The 4,171-nt window shown below is 70.9% G+C and carries 1 protein-coding gene and 2 pseudogenes; all 3 read left to right on the top strand.

The window, feature by feature from the left end; genetic code table 11:
* Positions 1-230, top strand: a pseudogene (locus ACGF13_RS40240) (ATP-binding protein); the annotation flags it as partial.
* A gap of 476 nt (positions 231-706) precedes the next feature.
* Entirely contained in the window at positions 707-4,069 is a 3,363-nt protein-coding gene (locus ACGF13_RS40235) for a nitrate- and nitrite sensing domain-containing protein (RefSeq protein WP_392884602.1), read from the top strand.
* A gap of 10 nt (positions 4,070-4,079) precedes the next feature.
* Positions 4,080-4,171 (top strand): annotated as a pseudogene (locus ACGF13_RS40230) (roadblock/LC7 domain-containing protein); the annotation flags it as partial.

Below are 4,171 nucleotides of genomic sequence, written 5' to 3'. Positions count from 1 at the left end.
TCGCCGACTGCTTCCCCGCCCTCGACTACTTCGAGAACAGCGGACTGCCCTTCGTCGTCGCCCTCAACGGCTTCGACGGACACCAGCCCCACACCCCCGACGAAGTCCGCGAAGCCCTCCAACTCGGCGCCGACACCCCCGTCGTCACCCTCGACGCCCGCCGCCGCGACAGCGCCAAGAGCGCCCTCATCACCCTCGTCGAACACGCCCTCCTCGCCCGACTCCGCTGAACGAGGGCGACCGCGAGCACACGAGCGCGCGAACACCCGCGCCGAGCCGAAGGGGCCCAGGGCGCCCCGGAGGCGAGCGCGCGAGCAACGCACAGCCCCGACGGCCCGTCCTCACGACGGGCCGTCGGGGCGGCGACGCTTACCGGCCGGTGTCCTCCGGGGGCCCCGCGCAAGACCCGTGTATAAGCAGCGGATAACAGTTCGGTAGGCATTTTGTGATCAACAATGACTCAGTGTGGCGAATTGGCGTCGCTCAGCGCCTGGTGACCACTGTTTTGCTCCGTCATGTCGGTGATTGTCCGGATTGTGCCGACGCGGGTGCCGGGCTGCGGCTGTTTGTCCCCCATCCCTGCACGTGCTGAAATTCCAGCTACCCCTGGGTGTCTCCTGCGCCGGTCCGTCCGGCGGTGGGACAGGGCCCCGGGGTAGCGCTGGATTGATCCATGGCCGGCATTCGGCCGAGAGGTAGTTGTCGAGTGAGGCGTAAGCAGCAACCCGCCCCGCAGCGGCGCTCCGAGCCCCGCCAGAGCGAGCCGAACGGTACCCCGGGGGATCCGGCCGGATTCTCCGCGTTCACTCCCACCGAGGAACGCGCCCAGTCCCCCGTCCCGGCCGCCGAACCCCAGGCCGCGCCCACGACGCCCCGCGGCAGCGGATCGTCGGGCGACGGCAGTGGCGGCGGCTCCAGCCGGTACGACTTCCTCCGCCCGCGCAACTGGCGCGTGCCGACCCGTCTGATCGCGATCCTGCTGATCCCCGTGATCATCAGTCTCGTCTTCGGCGGCCTGCGAGTGAACACCTCGGTCGACGGCTACATCAAGGCCTCCCGCGCCGAGAAGACCGCCGAGCTGGCCAAGGCGGCGACCGAACTCGCCGAGGCGCTGGAGAACGAGCGCGACAAGACGCTCATACCCCTGATCACCAAGCAGGACCCGAACAACGAGGTGACCAAGCGGCGCAACGACACCGACGCCGCGCTGAAGGCGTACAACGCCGCCTATGCCGCCTCCGACAAGTCCGGTGAGCTCCCCCGCCGCCACGAGGCCTTCCAGGTCATGGTCATCGACCTGCCGCATCTGCGGGCCAACGCGTACAACCCGGAGCTGTTCATCAGCGCCACCGCCAACGCGTACTCGGTGATGCTCGACCCGCTGCTGGCCTTCGACAACTCGGTCGGCATGGGCTCCGCCAACGCCACCAGCAAGGGCCGCGCGATCTACGCGATGTCGCTGGCCAAGGCCGCCGCCTCGACCCAGCGCGCGCTGATGCTCAACCTGCTCGTCGGCATCTCGGCGAACGCCACCACGCGCTACGAGAACCAGGACGTGATCCAGCAGATCCTGGTCTCGCAGAAGCTGGAGCAGGTCTCCCTCAACGAGTTCAACACCGGCAGCGCGCCCGAGGACGCCCGGAAGTACGCGGAGGCGCAGGTCGCCCAGTTCGCCGCCCAGGAGCGCTCGGCGTACAAGATGCCCAACGGCGCGGCGCCCACCATGCAGGGCCTGCTCCAGCTCGGCGCCGCCTACAGCCAGGCCGCCGCGGAGGGCCAGCTGAAGGGCAAGGCCGTCGCCGACGCCGCGTACGCCGAGGCGAGGAACGCCGGCCTGACCCCGGACAACTGGAACCAGGCCGCCAACACCCACATCCAGGCCCTGCGGAACACCGAAGTCGCGCTGCTGGACGACGTCCTCAACGACTCCCGCGCCCTGAAGGACAACGCGCTCTACGACGCCATCCTCAACACGGTCATCGTTGTCGCGGCGCTCATCCTGGCCGGTCTGCTCACCGGCTACGTGGCCCGCTCGATGATTCTCGGCATGCGCACCCTGCGCAACGCCGCCCTGGAGATCGCCGACCACCGCCTGCCGGACCTGGTCGAGAAGCTCTCCAAGACCGACCCCGACCGGGTCGACACCTCGGTGGCCCCGATCCCGCTGCACGGCAAGGACGAGATCGGCGAGGTCGCCCGGGCGTTCGACCAGGTCCACCAGCAGGCCGTGGCGCTCGCCGCCGAGCAGGCCCTGCTGCGAGGGAACGTCAACGCGATCTTCACCAACCTGTCGCGCCGCAGCCAGAGCCTGATCCAGCGCCAGCTGGCGCTGATCACCGACCTGGAGAACAACGAGGCCGACCCGGACCAGCTGGAGAACCTCTTCAAGCTGGACCACCTGGCCACCCGCATGCGCCGCAACGGTGAGAACCTGCTCGTCCTCGCGGGCGAGGAGGCCGGCCGCCGCTGGAACACCCCGGTCCCGCTGGTCGACGTGCTCCGCGCCGCCGCGTCCGAGGTGGAGCAGTACGAGCGCGTCGAGCTCTCCGGCATCCCGGAGGTCGAGGTCGTCGGCGCCGCCGTGACCGACCTCGTCCACCTGCTCGCCGAGCTGCTGGAGAACGCCACCTCGTTCTCCAGCCCGCAGACCCGGGTGATGGTCAACGCGACCCGCCTGCCGGACGGCCGGGTGCTGGTCGAGATCCACGACAAGGGCATCGGCCTCACCGCCGAGGACTTCGCGGAGATCAACGAGAAGCTGGCCGAGCCGCCCACGGTGGACGCCACCATCTCCCGCCGCATGGGCCTGTTCGTGGTCGGCCGGCTCTCCCAGCGGCACGACGTCCGCGTCCAGCTCCGCCCGTCCGGCGAGTCCGCCGGCACCACCTCGCTGGTCATGCTCCCGCCGTTCGTCACCCAGTCCGGTGCGGCGCCGGAGCCGGACGAGCAGTTCACCGTCTCCCGGATCTTCGCCGAGCAGGAGCCGACCGCCGAGTGGGCGCCGGAAGCCCCCTCCCGCAGCGCGGCCGAGCTCGGCTTCGACGACCACCTCACCGGCATCGGCAACGCCGGCTCCAGCGGGTTCAGCCCGGCCCTGGAGTCCGTCCAGCGCTCGCAGCGCCTCGACCAGGTCCGCCGCGCGGCCCTGGACAGCGGCCCGCACGCGCCGGTGGTGGACGCCGAGATCGAGGAGGACTACCAGCAGGGCTACGACCAGTACGCCCCGCAGGGCTACGAGCAGCCGCAGGCCCAGGCCGACGACCGGTACGGCTACGACCAGGGCGGCTACCAGCAGGACGAGTACCACCAGCAGGACGAGTACTCCCAGGACGGCTACGACCAGTACGCCCCGCAGGGCTACGGGCAGCAGCAGGGCTACGCCGACGACCGGTACGGCTACGACCAGGGCGGCTACCAGCAGGACTACGCCGACCAGTACGGCCGTCCGGCCGAGGAGTCCCCGGCCGGCCACCCGTACGCCCCGGAGCCGCCCGCGCTGCCCGCCGCCGAGCCGTCGCACACCACCCTGGCGTCCGGGCTGCCGCAGCGCCGCCCCGGCGAGCAGCTGGCCGGCGGTGGCCCCGCCTCCGCTCCGGCCGGCGGCAGCCCGTCCGGCGAGAGCCCGAACTGGTTCGCCGGCGCCAAGGACACCTCGGCACCGGCGGCCCAGCGCGGCCACGACGTGTCCGCGCTCGGCGGTTACGGCCCGACCGGCCCGACCGCCAGCGCCGCCTGGCAGTCGCCGAACGACGGCGACTGGCAGCGGGCCGAGCAGCTGCGTGAGCCCGCCTCCGGCGGCACCACCGGTGCCGGTCTGCCGCGGCGCGTGCCCAAGCAGAACCTGGTGCCCGGCAACGCCAAGTCCACCCCGCAGGACGGGCCGCAGGTCTCCCGCAGCCCGGAGGAGGTCCGTGGCCGCCTCACCAACCTGCGCCGCGGTGTGGAGCAGGGCCGCAGTGCCGGTAACACCGGAAGCTTCCGGATCGACCCCGATCAGGTAGACCAGTCCGGCAACGGACAGAACCGCAGCACCGATCTCTTCGGCGGCTCGAACCACCAGGAGCGTTGAGTTGACTCAGATGAGCCAGGCCGCACAGAACCTGAACTGGCTGATCACCAATTTCGTGGACAACACCCCCGGGGTGTCCCACACCGTGGTGGTCTCCGCGGA

The organism is Kitasatospora sp. NPDC048286 (assembly GCF_043201735.1).
Taxonomy (GTDB): Bacteria; Actinomycetota; Actinomycetes; order Streptomycetales; family Streptomycetaceae; genus Kitasatospora.
This window is presented reverse-complemented; position numbering and strand designations above follow the sequence as displayed.